Origin of the sequence: Rhizobium sp. B21/90 (assembly GCF_019355815.1) — a bacterium.
GTDB classification, from domain to species: domain Bacteria; phylum Pseudomonadota; class Alphaproteobacteria; order Rhizobiales; family Rhizobiaceae; genus Rhizobium; species Rhizobium rhododendri.
Genome location: NZ_CP072164.1, coordinates 53,091 through 72,216 on the forward strand (window position 1 = coordinate 53,091; position 19,126 = coordinate 72,216).

Annotated in this window: 16 protein-coding genes and 4 pseudogenes; 11 read left to right on the forward strand and 9 right to left on the reverse strand. The window is 56.0% G+C overall.

All coding sequences use genetic code 11. The annotated features are described in order from the left end of the window. Positions 1-26: 26 nt before the first annotated feature. Positions 27-633, reverse strand: a pseudogene (locus tag J5278_RS26200) (IS630 family transposase); the annotation flags it as partial. Between the two features lie 222 nt (positions 634-855). Between J5278_RS26200 and J5278_RS26205 the strand changes: the two are divergent. The 3 genes from J5278_RS26205 to J5278_RS26215 all read left to right on the forward strand — a co-directional run bounded on the left by J5278_RS26205 (position 856) and on the right by J5278_RS26215 (position 5,088). After that, positions 856-1,200, forward strand: a complete 345-nt coding sequence (locus J5278_RS26205; RefSeq protein ID WP_111221650.1) for a hypothetical protein — start codon at positions 856-858, stop codon at positions 1,198-1,200. Then, positions 1,190-4,339, forward strand: coding sequence for a zeta toxin family protein (locus tag J5278_RS26210; RefSeq protein ID WP_209188299.1), 3,150 nt, complete (start codon positions 1,190-1,192; stop codon positions 4,337-4,339). The genes J5278_RS26205 and J5278_RS26210 overlap by 11 nt, the downstream gene beginning before the upstream one ends. A gap of 377 nt (positions 4,340-4,716) precedes the next feature. Next, complete coding sequence (locus tag J5278_RS26215; protein ID WP_206423133.1) at positions 4,717-5,088, forward strand: hypothetical protein; 372 nt, start codon at positions 4,717-4,719, stop codon at positions 5,086-5,088. Positions 5,089-5,122: 34 nt separating this feature from the next. On the opposite strand, the gene J5278_RS26220 is transcribed toward J5278_RS26215, so the two are convergent. From J5278_RS26220 to J5278_RS26230, 3 genes are read right to left on the reverse strand one after another with little or no spacing between them, the layout of a single operon-like run. Next, positions 5,123-6,118, reverse strand: coding sequence for a tyrosine-type recombinase/integrase (locus J5278_RS26220; protein ID WP_111218327.1), 996 nt, complete (start codon positions 6,116-6,118; stop codon positions 5,123-5,125). Next, positions 6,108-7,052 (reverse strand): tyrosine-type recombinase/integrase, encoded by a 945-nt coding sequence (locus J5278_RS26225; RefSeq protein WP_111218329.1) that lies wholly within the window; start codon positions 7,050-7,052, stop codon positions 6,108-6,110. The genes J5278_RS26220 and J5278_RS26225 overlap by 11 nt, the downstream gene beginning before the upstream one ends. Beyond that, a complete protein-coding gene (locus tag J5278_RS26230) occupies positions 7,049-8,275 on the reverse strand; it encodes a tyrosine-type recombinase/integrase (RefSeq protein WP_111218331.1) in 1,227 nt (408 codons plus the stop codon). The genes J5278_RS26225 and J5278_RS26230 overlap by 4 nt, the downstream gene beginning before the upstream one ends. Before the next feature lie 149 nt (positions 8,276-8,424). On the opposite strand from J5278_RS26230, the pseudogene istA reads away from it, so the two are divergent. Together istA and J5278_RS26240 are read left to right on the forward strand one after the other, a co-directional pair. Then, positions 8,425-9,609, forward strand: a pseudogene (gene istA, locus J5278_RS26235) (IS21 family transposase); the annotation flags it as partial. Between the two features lie 14 nt (positions 9,610-9,623). After that, positions 9,624-10,124, forward strand: a pseudogene (locus tag J5278_RS26240) (ATP-binding protein); the annotation flags it as partial. A 91-nt stretch (positions 10,125-10,215) separates the two neighbouring features. Here J5278_RS26240 and J5278_RS26245 read toward each other — a convergent pair. Genes J5278_RS26245 through J5278_RS26255 form a run of 3 tightly spaced genes read right to left on the reverse strand, consistent with a single transcriptional unit; the run spans position 10,216 to position 13,441 of the window. Continuing rightward, positions 10,216-11,247: a tyrosine-type recombinase/integrase gene (locus tag J5278_RS26245; protein ID WP_111223097.1), complete on the reverse strand. Its 1,032-nt coding sequence runs from the start codon at positions 11,245-11,247 to the stop codon at positions 10,216-10,218. After that, positions 11,244-12,221 (reverse strand): tyrosine-type recombinase/integrase, encoded by a 978-nt coding sequence (locus tag J5278_RS26250; protein ID WP_111223096.1) that lies wholly within the window; start codon positions 12,219-12,221, stop codon positions 11,244-11,246. The genes J5278_RS26245 and J5278_RS26250 overlap by 4 nt, the downstream gene beginning before the upstream one ends. 11 nt (positions 12,222-12,232) lie before the next feature. Next, positions 12,233-13,441, reverse strand: a complete 1,209-nt coding sequence (locus J5278_RS26255) for a tyrosine-type recombinase/integrase (RefSeq protein ID WP_111223095.1) — start codon at positions 13,439-13,441, stop codon at positions 12,233-12,235. Between the two features lie 160 nt (positions 13,442-13,601). Here J5278_RS26255 and J5278_RS26260 point away from each other — a divergent pair. Beyond that, positions 13,602-13,865, forward strand: a pseudogene (locus J5278_RS26260) (ATP-binding protein); the annotation flags it as partial. Between the two features lie 225 nt (positions 13,866-14,090). Then, on the forward strand, positions 14,091-14,441 hold the full coding sequence (locus J5278_RS31775; protein ID WP_374108337.1) for a 2'-5' RNA ligase family protein: 351 nt from the start codon (positions 14,091-14,093) through the stop codon (positions 14,439-14,441). A gap of 61 nt (positions 14,442-14,502) precedes the next feature. Here J5278_RS31775 and J5278_RS26270 read toward each other — a convergent pair whose 3' ends face one another. Beyond that, positions 14,503-15,135, reverse strand: a complete 633-nt coding sequence (locus J5278_RS26270) for a CatB-related O-acetyltransferase (protein WP_111223091.1) — start codon at positions 15,133-15,135, stop codon at positions 14,503-14,505. A gap of 295 nt (positions 15,136-15,430) precedes the next feature. On the opposite strand from J5278_RS26270, the gene J5278_RS26275 reads away from it, so the two are divergent. The 4 genes from J5278_RS26275 (at position 15,431) to repC (ending at position 18,639) form a co-directional block, all read left to right on the forward strand. Next, on the forward strand, positions 15,431-15,877 hold the full coding sequence (locus tag J5278_RS26275; RefSeq protein WP_111223078.1) for a hypothetical protein: 447 nt from the start codon (positions 15,431-15,433) through the stop codon (positions 15,875-15,877). A gap of 437 nt (positions 15,878-16,314) precedes the next feature. After that, positions 16,315-16,950, forward strand: a complete 636-nt coding sequence (locus J5278_RS26280) for a hypothetical protein (RefSeq protein WP_111223092.1) — start codon at positions 16,315-16,317, stop codon at positions 16,948-16,950. Between the two features lie 273 nt (positions 16,951-17,223). Beyond that, positions 17,224-18,435 carry a helix-turn-helix domain-containing protein gene (locus J5278_RS26285; RefSeq protein ID WP_209186714.1) on the forward strand — a complete coding sequence of 404 codons (1,212 nt, stop codon included), beginning with the start codon at positions 17,224-17,226 and terminating at the stop codon, positions 18,433-18,435. Between the two features lie 45 nt (positions 18,436-18,480). Further along, on the forward strand, positions 18,481-18,639 hold the full coding sequence (gene repC / locus J5278_RS31780) for a replication initiation protein RepC (RefSeq protein ID WP_374108328.1): 159 nt from the start codon (positions 18,481-18,483) through the stop codon (positions 18,637-18,639). Positions 18,640-18,724: 85 nt separating this feature from the next. Here the strand turns inward: repC and J5278_RS26295 are convergent, their stop codons facing one another. Then, complete coding sequence (locus J5278_RS26295; RefSeq protein ID WP_111223080.1) at positions 18,725-19,006, reverse strand: hypothetical protein; 282 nt, start codon at positions 19,004-19,006, stop codon at positions 18,725-18,727. Between the last annotated feature and the right edge of the window lie 120 nt (positions 19,007-19,126).

Here is a 19,126-nt window from a genome sequence, read left to right on the forward strand (position 1 = left end):
CCACTTCACGCGGATCGGAAGGCACGCTAGTGGATGGAAACTAACGCTTGGTGCCCGCGTTTAAAGGCGGCGATTATTTTGTCGGGATCGGCGGTCCAAGTGAAGGGTTTGGCTTTTTGTTGTGCTCAACGAGGAACCGGTTGATGGCGGCCTGAAGATCGACGACGGAATGGAAAACGCCGCGATTCAGACGCCGCTTCGACAGCCTGGCGAAGAAACCCTCCACCGCGTTGAGCCATGAGCTTAAGGTCAAAGTGAAGTGGAAGGTGAAACGCTCGTGACGGTCGAGCCAGGCTCTCGCCTTAGGATGCTTGTGGGCAGCATAGTTGTCGAGAATGACGTGGACAGCCTTGTCGTCCGGCACCTGGGCGTTAATGGCGTTGAGGAAGCGAATAAACTCCTGATGACGCTGCATGTTGGCATGTTGCGGCCGGTGACCGTACCGTCGAGAACGTTGAGGGCGGCAAACAGCGTGGTTGTGCCGTGCCGCTTATAGTCGTGGGTCATGGTGCCGAGCCGGCCCTTCTTCATCGGCAGGCCCGGCTGGGTGCGGTCGAGCGCCTGGATTTGGCTTTTCTCATCGACCGACAACACGACGGCGTGGGCTGGCGGGTCAACATAGAGGCCGATCACTCCCATGGGATCTTACTGAAATCCCTGTCCCGATTTAGCGAAATCCGCAACGTCGATCTGAATGCGCTTCACCCTGCATCAGACGGCAAAAGCGGCAGGCAAGCGCAGGCGTCGTTGGGATTGTTTCCAAATTTCATATGTAACAACGAAGGCCTTGTTTGTAATCAGAAAGTATTACTGGATGGTGTATTTTACTAAATCAATTTAACCTGGAGTGTTACCATGATTCCAAAAGTGGATTGCCGACTGGGTGGTGAACTTGGGCTTTCAAAGTGCTACCGCGACAAATTGGCATTTGAGATTATTAACGATGCTCACGATCTGTTGGGAGCACTCACCTCAAGGCTCATCACCTTTAAGTACGGAGGCCACGAACGCTTCGTGGACCTCGCATCCCGATATGCCTTAGCTGACGCAAAACGTATCGAATTTTCCCGTCAATTGGAAGGTCTCAACGGTAGCGCTGTAGAGGCAGCACGGCAGACCGAGGAATTGAACCATTTCGTCAAAATATTTGTTGATCCGTGGCTCACGAATTTTGAGGAGCCACGCGACAATGAAGGATGACCTCAGAGTTGATAGATCGGTGTCTCTGTCCCCGCCAGACCGACAGGAGATATTCGAAAACCAAATAATTCCAGCAATCGGAGCGTTTGGACCACCTGTTGCAAAGCCTACTTTTGCGGTAGTGAGCGGTCAACCCGGTGCAGGTAAGAGCACTATGGTTCGCCAAATCAGAAGCAGATTCGGAAGTGAAAGTACCCAACTGATAATACCGGACGATCTCAACGCATACATTCCTGGCAACAACACTGCCCTCATGAATGGCTCGCATTTGGTAGAGCGACAGAATTCGTCTGCTATCACCGAATGGTATCACAAACTATTTGATCGCGGTATAGAAAATAAAGCAAACATAATACTGGAGTCATGCTACTCTCCACATCAATATAGGTCTCTTCTAAAGAAAGCTCGCCTATGTGGTTATAAAACAGAATTGAATATTGTCGCGACGGATAGAATAACTAGTTTCACAGCTATTCACGATCGTTTTGAGAAAGCAATAGAAAAAAGATACATAGCGTCAAGTGTATTAACGGACGCTGACACGCATGATCACTACTACTCAATGTGGCCACGTGTAGCTTTCGACGTCGAAAACAATAAGACGTTTGACAAAATTGCAATTGTAACCCGCGACGGCGCGACGGTTTTCGAGAATGAGCAAGTCGCAGGAAATAGCGGAGCGTCCACTTGGGAGCGAAAACCAGACGCTTTACGTGCGCTGATGAATGTTCGCAATCGTCCGCTGGAAGAGAGACAGCAGCACTGGGTTGGGAGCGTTTGGAGTCGTCTCTGTCGAAGCGCTGCGTTTGCCCAACATCCAGATTCTGCTGATCTTCCAGTTACTTCTTTTCAACGCGGCGTAGCGCTAAGGCTTGCAGAGCAAAGCGACTTGAGCTCACACAACACAAAAGACGACTTTCTGCGAGAGTTTTCTAGAAAGTTTTCAATGAATTTACAGCGCGACATTGCCCTTATAGGTAGCCACAAAAGTAAGCGAGGTGAATTCCAGAAAGAAACTTTTGAAGAGGCGTTTTCCGAGAGGATGGCATCTGTCCATCGTTCTCTTCAGCACGCGATCACCACGGAGTTTCAAGGTGTGATCGCAAAATCTAATGAAGTCAAAAAAGCCCGTATCTGGGACGGTTCGGGATTTAGAGGGGATGCGCTAGCCGAGAGCTCTACCACCAAGCGGCTGCAAACCACCCCTGACAAAAAAAGTATTACGCAAATTGCTGACGGCTTCGAAAGCCATGACCAGCGACCACCATCTGTCAACCAAAAACGTCCTAAATTTCTTGTTGAGGTCAAAAACCATTTTCACAGGCCTATTGAACTAAACAATCAAATGGCGCGTGATCCAGATAGATCTTCAAACCTGCCTCGTGAGACCGTTGCGGTGTCGTTAGGACCTTCCGAAGCCAGAGCGAATGCACCCGTGATTTCGCGACGTAATAACGGCGATTTCCGCATCGCTACGCGGTACTTACGTGAGCTTCCAGGTGAAAACCCCGACAGGCGCAGCGGGGAACCTGGTCTCTTGTCGGATTTAGCGACACTAGGAACAACGCGACCGCGCGAAAGTCAGCACCCCTCCGAGGCAAGCGGATCGGTCACTCAGCGGCAGGGAAGCTTAGACCTAGAGTTCAATACTATCTCGCCGTCTTCGCCCGTAAACGGCGAGACGAGGCTCGCGCATTTGGCTAGCAGACAAGGTCTGCCCGAGGCGGGCATGAACGATGTTCAGACATCGGCAGACAGAGCATCGCAGGAAAGCTCGGCGTCTCCAGATGCTACCTCTGTGTCCACTTTCTATTCGGGCCCACCCGCAGAATGGTTCGGGAGAGATACCGGTTACGAGACTGATAGAAATTCGGGTGACATCATCTCGGCGTCGACCCAAAGGCTAGAGGAGCTCGAAGATTCAGCGGTCAACCTGCGCTTTGGCCACGAAGCTCAGGGTCTTTCCGCGCATGTAACCACTGCTGTTTCGGGTGCTGAGGCAAGTTCTCATAGCCCATACATTGAAATTCTCGACGGTCTCAGCAGTGCCCGCTCGGACGAACAGGGGAGGGGTGGCGATGGCGGTGCGGCCGTCAGATTTTCTCATGACCTCGCACCGCATGCGAACATTTTGCCACAAACGAGCCCCGACGATTTCCCCGATTTCCCTGAGTTCACCGACACGGTCCTGGCAGAGATCGATGCCGCGTGCGAATCGCTTTCCAAGAAGCCCTCAGCGGTGGAGACTATTGTCATGGATCTGCACAAGCCCAGATTTGGCGACGCTTTCCAGAAAGTGGATGTGTCTGAGAGGAATGACATGATGCCCGCTAACCAGGAGCCACTCATTGGTAAGTCTGGTGGCCACCCACAGCAAGCGCCGAGCTCCTCGGGAGCAGAATTCGATGACGACTCTTGGCTAACCACCGCCGCCTTGGAGGAAATCGATGCAATCATCAAATCTCACTGGGATAAATCCTTACGGGTGCCGCGAGCCGCTGTCGAATGCATAGAGAGAAAGATGTGTAGCACGATACCCACCAGACCGTTTAACGAGCATCCACCGAAGGTGCGGTCCTCATTACAGCCACGTCTCGAAGACTTCCCCGATTTAACGGAGGCCCAATGGTTGCGCGTCGAACACTCGGCGCGGGCCGCAATCACTGCTGTTCAAAATGGTCAGCAACAAGTCGCGCCTGGAATTCATACACGATCCGGTTTCGGTAACTCTTCCGCCCCGTCGGTTGGCCACCCATTAGTCACCCCGGCTGTCTCCGATGTCGATCATACCGTTTCTTTGTCGTTTCAGGGAGCCGAGCATATTTATAACAAGTTGGTAGAAAGCACTCATCCGGTGCCGACTATGGACAGTTCAAGCGCAAGAAATGATCTCGCAAGTGCTTCTGACGGGTCAGGTAATCTTGTTGCTGCGAAAAGGCGTGACGATCTTGGTAGACCCGTTATGTCAACGCCGGTTGGGGATGTGAAGCCCAGCGCCAGCGGCAGCCAGGGACCGATGGCCAACGTGGCTGGACACCCCGCAATGGAAGTTGCCTTGAACTGGAGTGACAAGGATGGTCGGAGACAGCCGCATATGAGGGCGCTAGAACCCCGTTCGCGCGAAGGTTATGGAAGATGAATCCTGGATTGTTTGCAGCAACACCCCAACCCTAAGTGTCTGTTCAAGAATGGCGTGCGTGCTCGGGGTTGAGTGAAGGGCGACAATCAGATTCTTTGTATTTTGCGACAAATACGGAGAGATCGAATGGCCTGGACACCCTTCAGCCGGCGTCACCATGACAGAAGCTGCGGATTCCGCTCTGAAGCCGGCCGCCATTCCAATCATTGACCAGCCGCCACTCTGATTTGAAGCCGGCCACCATTCCAATCAATAACCGGCCAGTTTTCGGCACTCAAGTTCCCCTGGGTCAGCAACCTTGGCATGTGTCCCCTCGATATCCACGAGGGGATTTAATGCCTGCAAAAAGAAAGCTGACCGTGCGACACATTCGATAAATGCTGCGGCTTGCGGGTAGCGGGACGAGTAGCCGCGAGATCGCGGTCATACTTGGCATTGCTCGCAGCACCGTGCAGGACAATTTGAAGCGGGCTGCGATGGCAGGGCTGAGTTGGCCGCTCGCCAGCGACCTGACAGACGATGTCCTTGAGGCCAAGCTTTTCGTCCACCCCGGCGTCAAGCAGGGCCAGCGATTGCGCCAAGAGCCCGATTGGGGCCCGCTTTCAATAGAGCTGAAGAAGCCAGGCGTTACGCTGCTTATCCTTTGGGAAGAATACCGCAGCATTCATCCAGATGGGTATGGATATAGCCGTTATGTTGCGGCCAAATTTATGTTGCGGCAGCAGGGAATGAGCCAAGGATTTCGGTGATTCCTTGGCCCAAGCCGTCACATAAGATAGTTGCCTACAATGCTTTCAGGAATGCCATCAATGACGGCAGGGATCGCTGCCGTGGGGTGCTTCTCAAGCCGCTGATATCAACCTTTTCCAACGCCTTGGCCTTCATCTCGAGATCCACCTCGGCGTAGATGTGCGTGGTATCCAACGACACATGGCCCAGCCAAGCGCGGATCGTGTTGATATCGACGCCTGCTCGCAGGAGATGGACAGCTGTCGTGTGCCGGATCGTATGGGGGCTGATGCGCTTCGTGGCCAATGTCGGCACGGTTTTGCTCGCCGTGGCAGCGTATTGCGTCACGACGCGGTGATTTCCGAACCTCGTCAGAGGCTCCTTCGTCCGACCCAGAAAGACCGCATCGCTCCTATCCCGATCGGCAATGAGTCGAGCCAGCGATATCGCCGTCGCTGGCCACAATGGGCAAATTCGTGTCTTGTTTCCTTTGCCGTGAAGGCGGACTGACGGAGACGTGCCCAACTGAAGATTGCCAATCGTCAATTTTGCGGCCTCATCCGCGCGAGCACCGCTGTTGTACAGGAATAGCAACAGAGCATGATCACGCGCGCCGATAGGCGTACGCCTGTCAGGTTGACCGAGAAGCGCATCCATCTCGGCCTTCTCGAGATACCCGATTGCGGCCTTCGCTGTCTTTTTGAATGGTATTGCCCTTATCTCGGAACACCACGCCAGATGAACCGGTGATCGCATGCCGACGAAGCGTGCCAGCGAATGAATGGTCGCCAGCCGTTGGTTACGGGTTGCCTCGCTGCATCGGCGATCACGTTCTAGATGGTCCAGGAATTTGCGGACGACTGCCGGCGTCAACTCCTCCACTGTCATACGTTCGATGGCGCAACTTCCTTTCTCACTCGCAAACGGCAACAGCAGTTTAAGTGTGTCGCGGTAGCTGGCTTGGGTGTTGCGGGAAAGATTGCGTTCGGCGACCAGATGCTCCAACAGGAAACGACGGATCCACGGACCAAGGAGGTTCTCATCCTTCATGGTCGGCCCCCATTGCATATTGCGCAAAGCGCTGGCTGGCTGCATCGAGGAGATCGGGCGTCATGTGCAAATAGCGCTGGGTCGAACGTATATCGATATGGCCAAGGTAGGTTGCGAGTTGCGGAAGCAACCTTTGCACGTCTTGACCGGAGCGATACCAGGCGACCACCCGGTGCACGGCGGCGGTGTGACGAATATCGTGCAGTCGTGGCGGCCGAAGCTCCCCGATAGGGCAACTGATTCCGGCGGCTCGACGGACATGCTGGAACCAGGAAATAACCCGCACGTAGTGCCACGGCCGGCCATCGCGCGTAGTGAACAACGGTGATTGTTCCCCACGCGGCAAAGGGAGAAGGCGCCGGCGTTCGATATGCGCAGACAGCTCGTAGTTGAGCTTTGGTCCGATCGGCACGAGACGCGTTTTGAAGAACTTCGTGTCGCGGACAGTGATGATCTGCTCGGTCAGGTCCACGTCTTGCAAGACCAAGCGAAGCGCCTCGCCGATGCGCATACCGCTACCGTAAAGCAGCAGGAGAAGGGTGCGATACATTGCCGGCACCTGAGGACTGTGCCCAAGCTTCAGGATAGAGGTCGCGTCCAGCAGCCGGCGCAGCTCTTCCGTCGAATAGACGTACGGCGTCTGTTGCGGCGGCAGCTTCGGCAATGATGTCGGCAGTGGCGAGAACGCCGGATAGTCGCGGCTGACGGCGAAGCGGTAAAGACCGCTCAACACCCTGTAACGCAGCATCCAGGTGGCGCTGAGCGATCCGCTGCCTTGGAGAAACGCGGCTACCGCCTCCGGGGTAATCTCGCTGATCTCGGGATTGCCCATCACGCGGCAGAATCTGCGCAACAGCACCTCGGCGGACTCGAAACGCATGCCCAATGACCGCTGCTTGGCCAGATACGCGTCGACAACATTGGACAGCATCATTGCAGCGCTCCCAAGTCGAATGCACCAACCTCGCGAAGGGCTGCCAAGTTCACCTTGGCGTAGATACTGGTCGTCGCCGCGCTGCGGTGCCCCAGATGGTCCCCGATCTCCTTTATCGACAGACCTTCGGCAAGAAGCCGAGAGGCGCAGGCATGCCGCAGTGCGTGCCCCCCGCGATGGGCCGCTTCGATTCCAAGCGCGACAAATCTGCGGTTCGCGACATCATAGATGCTTCCCGCCTTCAACGGCCGACGGGGCGCTTGCATGCATAGGAAGACTTCCGGGTGCGACGACGACGGCCGAACCGTGTCGATGTAGCGGGCAAGCGCCTCAGCAACAGACGAAACGAGAGGATAGATCTGCGGCTGGCGGCGCTTCAGACGGAAAAGCCCTAGGGTCCCACCGGCCCAGTCGATCCGATCGAGGCGCAATGCAACTATCTCGCCGCTCCGCATTCCATAGACCGCAAGCAGCAGCAGGATTGCACGATCGCGAATGTCCCGCGGCTTGTCGGTGTCGGCATCGGCCAACATGCGCTGCACGTCTGACCAGTTCGGGGCGTACGGCAGCGACTCCTCTCGGTAAAGCCGGGGACGATCGATCGATCCGGCCAGGTTGTTTGCGCATAATCCCCGCTTTCCGGCATAGCGCAGAAATACCCGCAGAGCAGAAGCAGTGGTGGCGACCGACACACGGGACCATCGTCCCGTTGCCTGGGACACAAAATAAGCGTCGATGTCGACCGCCTGAAGATCTCCGAGTTGCCGGTTCGTCTGATCGCACCAGCGCAGGAACCTGCCGATCACACGGATCCATTGCTCAAGCGTCGATGGTGTGAAGCCGCGCTCATCGCGCATCCATCTCACATACTCTTCGAGTTGCCCCTGATACTCGAATCCGGTACTCGGTTCTCGCCACCAACCAAGAAATCGAAGCCAAGGACGTCCGATATCGACCACTCTTCGGGCGGCCGTGAGCGCTCCGTGCGCCTGTTGCCTCTCAATCGCAATCTGTCGGAGGACCTCGATGTCGATGCCCTCCGAAGGAGCATTCGGACCGAGGCGCGGGGCAATCCACAACAGCTCGTTGCGTTTGATTTTGAGAGAAGCGTGAGTGGCACCGCGTTCCGCGCAGTGGCGAAGATAACGGTTCCGCTCTTCGGCAAACGGCGCGTCATCATGATAGTGGGCCGCCGAGCGGCCGGCATCAGTCGTATGATCCATAGCAAACCTCCATTGGAAAGCTTGCTACCCAGTCATCGAGTTATGTTGCGTCAAGCCCCCCACGACACCGAGGCGCTTGAGCAAGAGAGGCCTTCCACTACATAAATTTGGCCGCAACATAACGGCTAATATGTTATGCGAAACATATTAGCCGTTTTTGCGAGCTGTTCCGTGGCTTTGAGAAGTGCCTTTCACCGACGATGCGCCAGGAACACGTTGCCGGCGACAAAGTCTTCGTGGATTATTCCGGCAAGAAGGTGCCGATCGTTGATCGCAAGACGGGTGAGATCCGCGAGGCGGAACTGTTCCTCGGCGTGCTCGGCGCGTCGAGCTACACCTACGCCGAGGCAACATGGACACAGACCCTGCCGGACTGGATTGGGTCACACGTCCGCATGTTCACCTTCTTCGACGGTGTGCCCCGGCTGATCGTGCCCGATAATCTGAAGTCCGGCGTCAACCGCGCCAGCTTCTACGATCCGGAGATCAACCGCAGCTACGGGGTGATGGCTGCTCATTATGGTGTTGGCGTCCTGCCAGCACGTCCGCGACGCCCGAAGGACAAAGCCAAGGTCGAGAATGGCGTAAAGTTCGCCCAGAGTTGTATTCTCGGCCGCCTTCGCAAACAGACATTCTTCTCGCTCACTGAAGCCAATGCCGCGATTGCTCAGATGCTGGAGCGCATCAACAATCACGTTATGCGCCGGTTGGGCGTCAGTCGTCGGAACCTCTTTGAGACGGTCGAACGGGCAGCACTCGCTGGTCTACCTGCCGAGCACTACGAGTTCGCAGAATGGCGCTTGGCGCGGGTGTCGACGGATTATCACGTTGAGTTCCAGAGCTACTTCTATTCGGTCCCGCACGGCCTCATCCGGAGCCAAGTCGATATCCGCGCCACCGCACGGATGATCGAGATCTTCCACCGAGGCAAACGCGTCGCTGTGCATCAGCGCCGCTATGGTGGTCCGCGCTACGGAACAGACCCGGCGCATATGCCGAGTTCGCACCGCCGATATGCGGAATGGACACCGGAGCGCTTCCGACGATGGGGCGCATCCATTGGGCCGCAGACGGAAGGACTTATCATCGCCATTCTCGCCAGCCGTCCGCATCCGGAACAGGGCTTTAGAACATGCTTGGGGATTCTGCGCCTCTATCGCGATATCGGTCATGACCGCGCCGAGGCCGTTTCAGCACGCGCTGTCGATATCGGCGGCTTGAACAGCAAGACCATCGCCTCACTCATCGCCACCTACAAGGGCAAAAAGCCTTCCACCGAACCTGCCGCCGTTATGGAACACGCCAATTTGCGCGGTCCCGGTTACTTTCATTGAGGAGACATTCCATCATGCTGACCAATCCCACCATCGACATGCTGCGCGATCTCGGCCTTTCCGGCATGGCAAGCGCCTATCAAGAACTCGACACGCAGCCGGAAGTCAGGCACCTCGAGCACGGAGAGTGGCTCGCGCTTCTTCTTGAGCGAGAGACCACCGCACGCCGCCAGAAGCGCTTCGAGGCAAGGGCTCGGGCCGCAAACCTCCGCCATGATGCCCAGCTTGAGAACATCGACTTTCGCGCCACCCGTGGCCTCGATCGCAATCTCTTCCTGAAGCTCGCCGGATGCGACTGGATCCGGCAGCGCCATAGCATACTGATGATCGGACCTGCGGGCGTCGGCAAGAGCTGGTTGTCTTGCGCTCTTGGGCACAAGGCATGCCGCGAGGACTTCGCTGTCGCCTATCATAGGCTTCCGAGGCTCTTCGCGACCCTGGCTTTGGCGCGTGCTGACGGCCGATATCCAAAGGTTTTAAAGGCTTTGGCGAGAACCGACCTGCTCATTCTTGATTAATGTGCACTGCGCAGAGATGTGGAGTTGATACCGCATGAGCCCGCAACTGCGCACCTTTCCGACGATACCACTCCACATAACTGAGCTGCTATAAGCGGCGCAGCCAGCCTAACATCCCGCCATCATAAGCAATGATCGTCTGATTTTTTGTAGATGACATCACGTCCGGAAAGACCTGTTCGAGCGCTTGCCGCTTCATATCGATATCGGCTCGCGCGTAGCGCATCGTTACGTTCAGGCCCGAGTGGCCGAGCCACTGGCTGATGGTGGCAATGTCAACGCCCGCCTTGAGAAGGTGGATGGCCGTTGTGTGCCGCAGCGAGTGGGGATGGATGCTTTTTTCGGCCAGAGTGGACTCTTCCCGCGCGGCCATATCAACATATTTGCGCAGCAAGTATCGAACACCGAACCGGGTCAGCGGTGTGCCGCGGTCGTTGAGAAAGACTCGTTGCTCGGCGGGATTATCCGAGGGCGGATGCTGCGTGTTGATCAATTCCTGAAGAAGCTGGGCCGTGTTTCGCCAGATCGGGCAGAGGCGAACCTTGTTGCCTTTGCCATGCAGGCGCACCTGGCAGGGCGATACCAGACGAAGGTCACAAATGCGAAGGTTCAGAATTTCCTGAACTCGTGCACCCGTATTGAACATCAGCGAGAACAGTGCGTAATCCCGCCGTCCTGAAGGCGTGCGGCGGTCGATACACGCCAGGACGCTCTTGATTTCTGGCTCTTCGAGATATTCGACAGGTGCCACCCGCGCGCCCCTTTTGAAGGGAAGTGTCAACACCATTTGCAGGTTATCCATATGTTCGGGATGCTCTGAGATCAGGAACCGCGCAAAGGTATGCATCGCCGCCAGCCTTGCATTGCGGGTCGCAATGCTGTTGCCACGCTCGACCTCAAGCGACGTGAGAAAGCTACCGATCCTGTCGGCATTGATGTCGGAGACGTCGATGCTTTCGACGGATCCCTTGGTCTCTGCCGCTGCAAATCGCAGGAACAGGACCATCGTGTCGCGATAGCTCCGGATCGTATGATGGCTCATGCCGCGGAGAGCGGGAAGATATTCTTGAAAGAAGCGTGCCATGCTTCGTCCCAATGCCGTGGATTGATGCTTCTTCATGCCACGACCTCGCTGACGAGACCGCCGAAAGCCTCTTCAAAGCGGTCGCTGGCGATCGCCCTCAGCTTCGGAAGGAAGTGCAGATAACATGCCGTCGACGCGATGCTAACGTGACCCATGTAGAGAGCCAGCTTCGGCAAATTCGATTGCACATCGGCGCCGTCCAGATACCAACGGATGAGCGCCCCGACTGCAAAGCTGTGACGCAGATCGTGAATGCGGGGCCGTCGGCCCTCGCTATCCTCAACATTTGCGGCCTTGAACAGGGCATGGATTCCGCCACTGATCCCAGTGCCAGTATAGGAACGAAGACCGCCTTCCGTGTTGATAAGAAGTGGCGTGTCGGGATCCCTGCTGAACGGCGGGGCGAGACGTTTTCGAAGGTAGCTACACAATTCGGTATGTGCGTCGGGCGACAGCGGCAATATTCTTGATTTGTGGAACTTGGACTCCCGAACCCGTAACACTCCACTTTCAGGCTCACAGTCTGCCAGCGTAAGGCGCAACAATTCGCCGCGACGCATCCCGGTCGTGTACAGCAGAATGACGGCCATCCTATAAACCGCAGGCCGCAGCGGCGATCCAGAAGCGACGGGCATATTGTTAGCGGCGGTCAGCATTCTGGCTATTTGCCCGGGCTCCACAATAACGGGACGCCGGTACGGCCGGGGCCGCGCGAAGTACAAGGGATCGGGGACAAAGCAGCCCGGCTCCTTGCGCCGCCGATAAAGGCAGAACATGCGGACAACGCGTTGGCGATAACGCAAGGTATTGCTTGCCAGATGAGGGAATGCGGCACACCATCGATCAAAGCTTGCACGGTCAAGATCCTGTCCCGGGGTGCGGCTGATAAATTCACGCAAGGTCACTAGAACCCTTTCCTCCGGGTAATAGCGGCGGCCAAGAGCACGCTGATGGGCAAGCCATGCCACAATCGGCTGATCGAGGGGTGTCGGAGAGATGGTTGTGAACATTGCCATTCTCCTCAATGAGCAGCAGTGCCAGGTACTGGCAGAGCCACCGTACGCAGCATGTCCGTCTCGATGCGAAGATAAACACAAGTGCTCTCAAGGCTGTGGTGCCCGAGCAGGTCACCGATCGTTTTTACCCCGACGCCTCGGCCTAGCAATCGCATGGCAAACGAATGTCGCAATGCATATGATGAGACACCATCGAGCGGTAGGCCGCTTTGCCGTGCCCGTTTAGTGAAGATGTCGCATATCCCCCAGCTCGTCAGGGCTCCCACAGGACTACGCGCTTTCGGGAACAGGACGTCCGTCACCGTACCGCAGGGACGCCCTTCGGCAAGATATCTGTCGAGGATTTCAAGGGTCTGGTCAGCCAAAGGAAGAACCAGGGTGGAACGAGTCTTGCGCTGTTCTACGCGCAGAGTACGTCCCTTCCAATTGACCGCGTCTAGCGTCAGCGCTGCAATCTCAGAAGGCCGCAGACCGTAATAGGCCATGAGGTGGAGGATCGCATGGTCACGTCGGCCGAGATAATCAGTCCTGGCGACCGAGGCCAGCAATTTTTCGATCACCTCCCAACCAAGGGCACGAGGCGGCAATTCTCCACGATAGGTTCTGGGCGTATCGATGCGCTCAAGCCCTCGCGCAGTCTCACCACGATCGCCGCAAAAGCGCAAAAAAGCGCGCAGATGGGCGACTTTATGCTGGAGCGTTTGGCGCAGCACTCTGCGGCTCAAGGTATGGATGAAGTTTTCGACGTGCTCTGATGTCAGTGCGGAAAGGTCCTGTGCTGGTCCAGCCGACAAGGACAGAAAAACCTCGATCGTTGCCAGATGCTGGCCAATCGTCGCTGGTGCCAACCCCCTTACGTCTCGAAGATATTCTCGATATCGTAGCAGCAAGTGCTCCAGAGGCCCTTTCGGCTTTGTTTCTTCAAGCCGTCTTTCTGCCTCTAGGAAGCGGCGATATGCCCGCTCAGTGGAAGCGTCGCGCAGAGCGCCAGGAACGAGGGCTAACGCTTCTTCCAATTCGGCTTCGCGTATAAACTGGCCACACTCAAGGGCCGCTGTGGCCTCGAGGATGCGCTTCAATCGGCGGACATGACGGCGTGCCGCAGCACCAGGGAGATACCCTACTGCGAGCAACCACCGGGCAAACAATTCAAGCTCCGCGCCGAAGCGCGAATATTGGTAATGGCAAGACTTCGGGAATAAAACCTTTAGCATGGCGCTCTCCTGTTGGGTTTGGGGAGCGGTCAATCTAGGCGGACGATGATTCAGTTATGTGGAGTGGTATCGTTGGAATGGTGCGCAGTTGCGGGCTCATGCGGTATCAACTCCACATCTCTGCGCAGTGAACGTTAATCAAGTAATGTTGTGCTACACATTACTCGATGACTGGGGGCCGGAGAAGCTCAATGACGAGCAAAGGCGCGACCTCTTGGAGATCGTCGAGGACAGATATGAGAAGCGTTCCACCATCGTCACCAGCCAAGTCCCCGTCGAACACTGGTACGACATGATTGGCAATCCGACCATCGCCGATGCCGTCCTGGACCGCCTCGTGCACAATGCATACCGCATCGAGTTGTCCGGGGAGAGCATGCGAAAGCAACGCTCCGTTACCGCCGCGGAAACAACCCAGGCATGACGGCGCGACAATCAGGATCCATTCATTGCAAAGACCCAGAGTTCAGCTTGAGATGACCGGCTTCACGCCGGAATCGTGGCCGGAATGAATTCGGAATGGGTGGCCGGCTTCGCGTCGGAATAGATGGCCGGCATCATCGGAATACGCACCATGCAGGAATTAGGGTACCCGCCCCATCTGACGTTTGCAGTTCTAACTCAATGGCCTGTCGATATAAGCACGATCATGACGGCGGTGTTTTCAACGCAAGAAAAGTTGTCAATTACCTTAGACGCCGTGAAATATTTCGATAACGACCCTATGGTTCTATGGGCAAAACCGCGCCCGGACCAAGTGTTATCGCGCCTTCACGAGAGGTTGCACGACCATTTAGACCCGCTTACTTGTCACGAACACTATCGCGTCGGCCAATGGGTTCCCCACTGCTCCCTCGCAACCAAAGTACCGCTGTCTGCCAAACCGGCCGCTATTGAGTGGGCAAAGACCCGGAGGCTCGCGTTCACAGTCGAGTTCGATTTGGCGGATTTTGTGCGATTCCCGCCAGTCGTGGTTCACGAAGAGCTTCGGCTACTTTGAATGGCCGCTCTTGGCGCTTCTGCCAAGCGCGGTGTCAGCCCAAAGCGGACGCGGCCCGGCGCTAAGCGATCTTGAGAGCGGCTAGGTCACCATTGCTCAAGGATGTCAAATTCACTTCAATCTTCTCGATCGGCCAATCCCACCAGGCAATTTCGAGGAGGTCGCTTATAACGTCCGCCGGATAACGCATTTTAATGACGGCGGCCGGATTGCCACCGACCATTGCATACGGCGGCACGTCGCGAGTAACGACCGAGCTTGCGGCCACGATTGCGCCCGCACCAATGCTCACGCCGGGCATGATTGCTGCGTCGTGGCCAATCCATACGTCATGGCCGACGACCGTATCTCTGACAGGCAGGTCCTTGTAGCCAAATGTCTCGGGCTTGAAGACCCGAAATGGATATGTCGTGAAACCAGTCATTGGATGATTGGCCGAACTGGTTATGCAATAGCTGCCCCGAGCAATCTGCACAAATTTGCCAATCACCAGCCGCTCGCGACATGCGTGACCGAGATAGGGTGCCAGTATCTGTGCCGTTTCTTCCGGTTTTCCAGAATGCGTGAAATAGCTGAAGTTGCCGACCTCAATACGCGGGTGGTCAATGACGTTCCTCAGGTAAACCGTGTCTGAGTAGACTCTGCCGTCAGGCAGAGTGATTGGGTGGATTGCGTCCGCATCAAGTAGCGACATGGAGAACCTTTTCGAAGGGCCGATTGCCGCGCAACGGGGAGGTCTCGGCGCGATGGACAAGCTGAGCCGATCAACGATATCGCTGCCAAGCGGCCAAATCCAGCCTTCTGGCTTCATCGCTTCCATGAATAGTTTTAATGAGACGTTCCGATTATATTGACCTCAATGACCACTTCTGGCGCGATGTTGTCAAAGTCTTATGTCCGATTTCGGGCCGAAGCGGCCATAGACACTCGGCCCGCCAGTCGTGTCAAAAAGTCTATCGTTCAGGTGATAGACCGTTTTTGGGGGTGCCGTGCAGAAGATCACAGTCCAATACAAACCAGACGACGATCATCATGGTGAATTGACCGCTGTCGTCCAAAGCGGAGACTTCTCCGGAAAAAGCGCTGCATGGTTTAGCCTTGCCGAACTTCGTAAATTCGAGATGTCCCCTGGGGCATATCCAATAGGCCAAGGCGACGCCCCAGCGTTATTAGAGGGAGGCTTCTTCGAAGATGACTCGATTGATCATGTACATCTCAGCCTCCAAATCGTTCCGATTGGCCTGAGAGGATTGTTGAGTGTGAAGGTCCTCTTGGCTACATCCGCACGGGAAACCATGCAGATTGAGCAAGAGCGGAATAAATTCAGCGCCGAGTTTTCTGTAACTTACGGGGACCTTTCGCGTTTTCAGTCGTCGCTTCAAAGCCACCTCAGTGGAGAACGTGGCGACGCCGTGTTAAAGCAGTCGTCGACTTAGGATGATAGGGGCTTTCAGCAGCGCGGTCATGCCTCGTCGGAAACTACTTGCTGACGTGCAGCATCAGTCATCGTCCAACTGACAAAGGGCAATGTCGTGGAAACATTCGCTGCTGTACTTCTGGGACTTGGATGCGGGATCGTTCTGCTCGCAATAGCTTTTCGAGTTGGTTTCCGTAGAAAAGCCACACAGATAGGGCCACGCCGCTCCGTGCAGAACCAAGACGTATTCGATAGACCCGAGCTTCTACAGTCCAATGGATAAAGATACTGGTGATTAGGTAGATGGGCTTGAGCAGGTCAGTTGGCATGGTTCGGCCCCGCGATTTCTCGCGAAAGCTGTTGTCTTGCGGCCCGCATGGTCAACCTATATGATTCGAGGAGCGAATATTCGCTCCCTCCCTTCCAATTGGCTTGGCTCCTGGCTTCAAGATCAGCATGACATCACGCGAAAAATACAACGCCTATCGTCGGGCCTGGTGGGCTAAATCGCTCGGTGAACACCTGACCGAATCTCGAGTATTCCTTCCCCGGGACGCCCACGAATGGGTTATGCGCTTCGCGGCGGAGGTTGAGGAGCGAATGCCTCTCGTCCTGGGGAAGCTGGTTGTCGCGCAGATTGCGGCGTCTGAGGGACGGGCGCAGGACAAACCCGCCGTTTCCGACCAACCGCGGGCTGAGTCTGCTGAAACCGTGAGCAGCGTCGAGGCCGTCTCAGCCGACAATCTTCACAAGCTATTTTATGTCGTGCTGGCATCGCGTTTCCCTGGTGATACAGGATCTACGCGTTTGCGACAGGTCGGCTTCCTGGCAGCGGTAGCGGCAGAGATTGCCGCCGGCCGAAAGCCTACCGCCAGTTCGATTGCCAATTGCTCGGATAACCACGTCTCGCAGATTACTGGACTTGCGAAGACGATGAAGGAGAGGGGCGTCATTGACGTTAGGAGTGCCTCGTCGGTTCGAAAAGGCAAGGCTGCGAAGATCTTCAGTATCCGTCAGGACGCACTTAAAGCCTTGCACGCCGCTCACGTCGAGGTGACGGGACAAGCGATCGACGACATCACGCCTCCCTGAGAATATTTTTCAAGATCGCTGTGCTTACCCATCGACTGTGGGAGAGACGTCACGCGCTTGTATTCACCGCATCGTTTGTTATATTGCTCATTTAAGCGGGTTGCCTAAGCCGCTTAAATTGAAAGGCTTCAATATCAACGATTTATGAGATCAGCCGGTCCCTTGGCGAATCGATTAATCAGGTGAAAGGATAGCGCACGGCAAAACGAAAACGACCTCGAAAGTTGCCGCTTTCAAGGTCGATCCGTCAAAGCTCAATGCTTGGATACGGGGTTGATCACCCGCAAGAATGACGAGATCATCTCCAAAAACCCTATTGTTGTCAAGCATCGGCGCCATTTGGCGAGCGGATTTCTGCTGCCGTGTCCTTGGAAGAGGACGCTAATGATAAGCACGCCCAAATCACATCATGAACGTACACACCGGCGGGTGAGTGTCGCCAGCATCAAGACAGAACGCATCCTCACGGCTTACCGAACGGCTAAAGCAAGTGGGTGCAGCAAGAGCCATCCGTCGCGAACACAGGCCCTGCAGGTGGCCAAGCGCTTTGCATCGGCAATAGGGTTGAAAGCCGCAAAGATTGCCCTGATCGACCAGTTGTTTGCTTTCACCAAGGCGGTGGATTGGTCCGACATTGGCATAGACCCTGTCGTCTGGCCGTCAAATGAATTGTTGGCCCGACGCCTCGGCATCAAGATATCGACGCTGAAATATCACCTTGCTGGTTTGGTCGACGTCGGTCTGATTTGTTACTCGGACCATCCGACATATCAACGGCGCGGCCGGCGCGGTGAGGACGGCCATATCGTCGAGGCCTATGGTATCAATTTATCGCCAATTGCTGCTCGTTACCGCGAATTGCTCGATCTCGCGGATGCGGCGGAGTTTGAAGCAAGGCAGTGCAAGGTTCTTTCTTATCGGCGCACGTCGCTCAGGCGGTCCATTGCGGCAATCGTCGAGGCGGCGAGACGGGAATTGGGATCGCTGAACGAGACGTGGAATTTGCTGTTGGCCCGCCGTGACCGACTACGCGAGCGTCGCGCCCAGGGATCCCCGGAATTGATCGAGGTCGTGGGCGCGCTCGAGGCCCTGCGCATTGAAGCGTCCGAGCTCCTGGAGGCTCTCTATCAGAGCCGAGATGCTAACACCGTGCTGGTGAAATTTCGGCCCCTACAAACTACAGCCGAAACTCTAGATTCTGAATCTCGTAGTGAGCTGAGGAATTGCTCCGACGCGAACCGCATCAGTGAGGCCGGCGACATTGGCGCGAAGGCTTTTGAGGAAAACCCTTCGGAAGCAGCGGCGCTAATAGAGCAAGGAAGGCGGCCGGTGGGCCGGGATGACGACATCGTCTGCGTTTCATTGCCGCTCTTGCGGTCGGCATTTTTGCAACTATCGGAGATGGTGCCCGAAGTGTTCAGCCATTGGGCGGTGTTCCGTTCGTCAGGCGGGCTACTTTGCCGCCTTTGTCACGTCAATCCGTGAGTCTATCAGGAGGCGGTAGGCGCGCTTGGGCAAGATCTCGCGATCGTGGCGCTGGCACTGACCGCTGAACGAAGTGCGAATGGCTCGGTTTCCAATGCGGGTGGATATCTGCGGGAACTGGTCAAGCGGAGCAGGCGGGGGACACTCAGATTAAGCCGATCGCTCTTCGGGATGGCCGCAGCAGGGCGGAGGGTACATTCGTAAGAGCCGCGAGGCGTTCCCGCGACTCGAGGCGGATCGTACGCAAATTCGCCGGGATCGCTTTGTAGGCCAGATGAAAGGCCTACTCTTAGCTCTCTGCCTTTTGAAGCCGGAGAACGACCTCGTAGCCAAATGTTTTGAGCAGTATCCCCGCCGGTTCGTCTGAGGGAATGGTGACGTTGATAGAGTCGCTTTCACGGACTTCACCAGAGATCTGCAACGCCTGATCGAAGCAGTGAACCGACCATTCTGCAAATGATTGATAGCCCTGCTGTCTAGCAAATTGATCGAGCGCAAAGCCCCGCGCGCTGTGCTTGCCCAAACCGACATGGGGAACACTCACGACGATGTTGTTACCGGCGTCTTCCATTCGAACTCATTTCCTTCGTCGTCATTGATAGGCTGAGGCAAAGCAGCCGGGGTGATCGCCGATTTGTGGTGGCCGTCGAACGGTCCAGGACTAGAGAGCTGTGATTGCCGGACAAGACGT

Excerpts from the sequence above, each read along its gene's own strand:
- J5278_RS26205 (WP_111221650.1), top strand. The coding sequence starts at position 856 with ATGATTCCAAAAGTGGATTGCCGACTGGGTGGTGAACTTGGGCTTTCA.
- J5278_RS26210 (WP_209188299.1), top strand. The coding sequence starts at position 1,190 with ATGAAGGATGACCTCAGAGTTGATAGATCGGTGTCTCTGTCCCCGCCA.
- J5278_RS26215 (WP_206423133.1), top strand. The coding sequence starts at position 4,717 with ATGCTGCGGCTTGCGGGTAGCGGGACGAGTAGCCGCGAGATCGCGGTC.
- J5278_RS26220 (WP_111218327.1), bottom strand. The coding sequence starts at position 6,118 with ATGAAGGATGAGAACCTCCTTGGTCCGTGGATCCGTCGTTTCCTGTTG.
- J5278_RS26225 (WP_111218329.1), bottom strand. The coding sequence starts at position 7,052 with ATGATGCTGTCCAATGTTGTCGACGCGTATCTGGCCAAGCAGCGGTCA.
- J5278_RS26230 (WP_111218331.1), bottom strand. The coding sequence starts at position 8,275 with ATGGATCATACGACTGATGCCGGCCGCTCGGCGGCCCACTATCATGAT.
- J5278_RS26245 (WP_111223097.1), bottom strand. The coding sequence starts at position 11,247 with ATGAAGAAGCATCAATCCACGGCATTGGGACGAAGCATGGCACGCTTC.
- J5278_RS26250 (WP_111223096.1), bottom strand. The coding sequence starts at position 12,221 with ATGTTCACAACCATCTCTCCGACACCCCTCGATCAGCCGATTGTGGCA.
- J5278_RS26255 (WP_111223095.1), bottom strand. The coding sequence starts at position 13,441 with ATGCTAAAGGTTTTATTCCCGAAGTCTTGCCATTACCAATATTCGCGC.
- J5278_RS31775 (WP_374108337.1), top strand. The coding sequence starts at position 14,091 with ATGACGGCGGTGTTTTCAACGCAAGAAAAGTTGTCAATTACCTTAGAC.
- J5278_RS26270 (WP_111223091.1), bottom strand. The coding sequence starts at position 15,135 with ATGTCGCTACTTGATGCGGACGCAATCCACCCAATCACTCTGCCTGAC.
- J5278_RS26280 (WP_111223092.1), top strand. The coding sequence starts at position 16,315 with ATGACATCACGCGAAAAATACAACGCCTATCGTCGGGCCTGGTGGGCT.
- J5278_RS26295 (WP_111223080.1), bottom strand. The coding sequence starts at position 19,006 with ATGGAAGACGCCGGTAACAACATCGTCGTGAGTGTTCCCCATGTCGGT.